Origin of the sequence: Methanomethylovorans sp., assembly GCF_041305605.1 — an archaeon.
Lineage (GTDB): Archaea > Halobacteriota > Methanosarcinia > Methanosarcinales > Methanosarcinaceae > Methanomethylovorans.
In genome coordinates, this window is record NZ_JBFYLB010000124.1 from 1 (window position 1) to 3455 (window position 3455).

Sequence of the window (3455 nt, forward strand, 5' to 3'; positions counted from 1 at the left end):
TCTGCAGTCTTGTCAACGCATCCGGAAATGGTTACCAAAGTCACAACAAGCAGTCCCAATAACAATAAGTTGAGTAATTTTTTCAAAATAGATCACCTAGCCTTTTTTAGAATAATAGATGATTAGCATAAAATGCATCTATTAATAAGGCTTTCGTTTTTAGTATAATTTATAATTTTTGTGATGCAGTTAATTACTTTTATAAAAGAACTCTTGTAAAAAACAACATGGCCATGATCTACTTTGCAGCTGCAAGGCTTGCTTTTTAAAAAGAATAATCCAACATATGTATGAGAATGTGAGAACTGGAATTATATACTTGGCAGGGTGGCTCCATGAGCTATAAATGGATCAATGGAAAAGAGGGTTTTGACGAGGTCTTTAAAGTAAGGAAAGCAGTGTTTATCGAAGAGCAAAAAGTACCGGAATTCCTGAAAAAGGATGGATTTGATGATAATGTGCATCATTTGCTGGTATATGCTAACGATATACCGATAGCTGTAGGCATGTTATTTAATAACGGTTATCATTTCAAACCGGGAAGGATATGTGTTCTCAAACCATACAGGGGCATGGAGCTTGGAAGATTTTTAATGGAGAGATTATTGGAGAAGGTTAAAGAAACAGGTGTTGAAAAGTTATTCATTGAGTCTCAAGTCAAAACTATAGGATTCTACAGGAAATTCGGAGTTAAGGAGTTTGGAGAAATGTTCGATGATGCAGGGATCAAGTATATTTCAATGGTGAAGGTCTGCAGATCTTTATATTTCAGTGAGCAGTAAAGATGCATAATTTGATTTCTTCCATTCATTTCAGGTATTCTACTCAGCATCAGTGCTACAGGAATTGAAAGTAAAGGCGAAAGGTTTATGCTTTTTTATCCATAATGTTGTTTGCTATAAAAGATAAAAGGAGTGTTAATAATGCAAGAGTTCACAATTGAAGAAGTTGCTCGCTACAATGGAAAAAACGGTGAAAAAGCTTATGTTGTGTACAAAGACAAAGTATATGATGTTACAGGCAGTGGTTTCTGGTCAGACGGAGAGCACATGGGATTGCATGAAGCTGGTAACGATCTGACGAATGCTCTTGAAGCCGAAGCTCCTCATGAGACCTCTGCTTTGGATGCATATCCTGTTGTAGGCACAATAAAAAAATGAACCTAATACTTTTTGCAGCGTCGGACATGCCATACTATTTATCTAATGAGGTTTTACGCTGTTAACAGGTGGAAATCTATATATAAAGACCCGATGGATATAACGTCGTTCTTATAGGGGGACCTATATGCTGGAGATACAGAACCTTACCGTAGAAATAGGGGGCCGTCGGATACTTAATGGTATCAACCTCAATGTTGAGGACGGCTTTAAAAATGTACTTTTTGGACCGAACGGTGCAGGCAAATCAGCATTGCTGATGACCCTGATGGGATTCTCAGGTTACAAAGTAATCAAAGGAAAGATCATATTCAAAGGTGAGGACATCACAAATATGTCCGTGTACGAACGGGCACAGATGGGACTTGGGATAATGACCCAGAGACCACCAAACATGAGCGGGGTGAAACTGCGCAGCCTTTTAGATGTGATATCTAAAGATGGTTCAAAATATAATGAGCTTGCGGAAACACTGGATATGGTGCGTTTCCTTGACAGGGACATAAATGTAGGTTTCTCAGGTGGAGAGATCAAGAGATCTGAGCTTTTGCAGTTGTCAATACAGAATCCCGATATGGTGTTGCTTGATGAACCTGAATCCGGCGTAGACCTTGTAAGCATTGAGCAACTTGGTATCACTATCAGGAACCTTCTTGGTGGTGGAGGTAAATGCGCAGGAGAGAGATGCAAACATGGTAAGTCAGCTCTTATCATCACCCATACAGGACAAGTGCTGAACTATGTGGAAGCAGACAGAGGGTTTATACTATGTAACGGTACAGTGATGTGTTCCGGTAACCCACGTGAGATGCTGGATGACATTAAGACGCAGGGATATGAGGAGTGTATCAAATGCAAGATGAACTATCTCTGAAGAAAAAGGCAGAGGACGCCCTTAAGAAGAGTGCTGCCTATGGTGAGGATTTTAACCTGGATGATTATGGGATGGCCAGCAAAGATGCTCAGATCACAGAGAACCTGATGAATCTCAGTGATGATGACAAAAGAACGCTTCTCAACGTAGGCGTAGTACCGGGTGAGGAGAACAGAAGCGGTACTTTTATCATGCTGGATAATACTGTGTCACATAGCTCTGTTAGCAAGGATGATGCGGTTGAACTTATGTCCTTACAGGACGCTATGAAAAAATATGAATGGGTAAAAGATTACTCATGGAAGCTCGTGAAACCGGATGCCGACAAATATACTGCTATGAGTTATTTGCAGGATGCAAACGGCTATTTTATCCGTGCTCCGGCAGGTAAGAGATCCAAGATGCCTGTACAGACATGCCTGCTCATCGGATCAAAAGATGTTTCACAAACAGTGCACAACCTCATAGTTGTCGAGGAAGGTGCACAGCTTGATGTAATCACAGGATGTTCCAGCAGGCATGGTGTGGAAAAGGGATTGCATCTTGGAATATCAGAAATGTACGTGAAGAAAGGAGCTACGCTGAATTTTACCATGATACACAACTGGGCTGAGCAAATAGGCGTCAGACCCCGTACGGTGGTACATGTTGAAGAAGGCGGCACGTACATCAGTAATTATATTACCCTTAAACCGGTTAGATCTATCCAGACATATCCGACGGTCCTCCTTGAAGGAAAAGGCGCATTTGCAAGGCTTAACAGTATTGGAGTAGCTCACCCCGGTTCTGAGCTGGATATGGGTAGCAGAGTGATATTCAATGCACCCGATACAAAGGCAGAGCTGATCTCAAGGACTATCACCACAGGTGGAAAAGTCATTGCAAGAGGCGAGATGATCGGTAATGCAAACGGTGCAAAAGGTCACCTCGAATGTCATGGTCTTGTGCTTTCGAACGAAGGTACTCAGAGGGCCATCCCCATCCTGGAAGCAAATGTCGAAGACATCGAACTTTCTCATGAAGCTGCCGTGGGCAGGATCGCCAGGGAACAAATAGAGTACCTCATGGCCCGCGGCCTCACTGAAGAAGAAGCTGTTGGAATGATCGTGCGAGGATTTCTTGATGTGGGCATTCAGGGAATACCTGACGAACTTCAGGCAAGCATCGATGAGACCATTGCCAAGATCGGTGAAAAAGCCATTTGAGGCAAAATAACAATGGGTGCGGAGATTGGGAATTACCGCATCCAATTTTTGAGAGTATTATTACCAAAATTGTTAAGTAAAGGTTTTATCATCAAATGTCATAGGATAAAGCCGAGAGGATAATAAATGGATAAACAGAGAGCTATTGCTATTTTTCTCGCAGTGATCATGGTGGGCTCCATTGTTCCCATGTTCTTTAGCGGTTCATCGAATAAT

The 3455-nt window shown here is 41.8% G+C and carries 4 protein-coding genes; all 4 read left to right on the forward strand.

Going from position 1 to position 3455, the window contains the following annotated elements:
• Nucleotides 1-335: 335 nt before the first annotated feature.
• The 4 genes from ACCM36_RS07800 (at nucleotide 336) to ACCM36_RS07815 (ending at nucleotide 3239) form a co-directional block, all read left to right on the forward strand.
• Nucleotides 336-782 (forward strand): GNAT family N-acetyltransferase, encoded by a 447-nt coding sequence (locus tag ACCM36_RS07800; protein ID WP_370573188.1) that lies wholly within the window; start codon nucleotides 336-338, stop codon nucleotides 780-782.
• Between the two features lie 141 nt (nucleotides 783-923).
• Nucleotides 924-1160, forward strand: coding sequence for a cytochrome b5 domain-containing protein (locus ACCM36_RS07805; RefSeq protein ID WP_370573189.1), 237 nt, complete (start codon nucleotides 924-926; stop codon nucleotides 1158-1160).
• 127 nt (nucleotides 1161-1287) lie between these two features.
• Nucleotides 1288-2034, forward strand: a complete 747-nt coding sequence (locus ACCM36_RS07810; protein ID WP_370573190.1) for an ABC transporter ATP-binding protein — start codon at nucleotides 1288-1290, stop codon at nucleotides 2032-2034.
• Nucleotides 2013-3239 (forward strand): SufD family Fe-S cluster assembly protein, encoded by a 1227-nt coding sequence (locus tag ACCM36_RS07815; RefSeq protein ID WP_370573191.1) that lies wholly within the window; start codon nucleotides 2013-2015, stop codon nucleotides 3237-3239. Before ACCM36_RS07810 ends, ACCM36_RS07815 begins: the two co-directional genes overlap by 22 nt.
• Nucleotides 3240-3455: the final 216 nt, after the last annotated feature.

Coding starts and splice junctions, on each gene's coding strand:
- ACCM36_RS07810 (WP_370573190.1), top strand. CDS start 1,288: ATGCTGGAGATACAGAACCTTACCGTAGAAATAGGGGGCCGTCGGATA.
- ACCM36_RS07815 (WP_370573191.1), top strand. CDS start 2,013: ATGCAAGATGAACTATCTCTGAAGAAAAAGGCAGAGGACGCCCTTAAG.
- ACCM36_RS07805 (WP_370573189.1), top strand. CDS start 924: ATGCAAGAGTTCACAATTGAAGAAGTTGCTCGCTACAATGGAAAAAAC.
- ACCM36_RS07800 (WP_370573188.1), top strand. CDS start 336: ATGAGCTATAAATGGATCAATGGAAAAGAGGGTTTTGACGAGGTCTTT.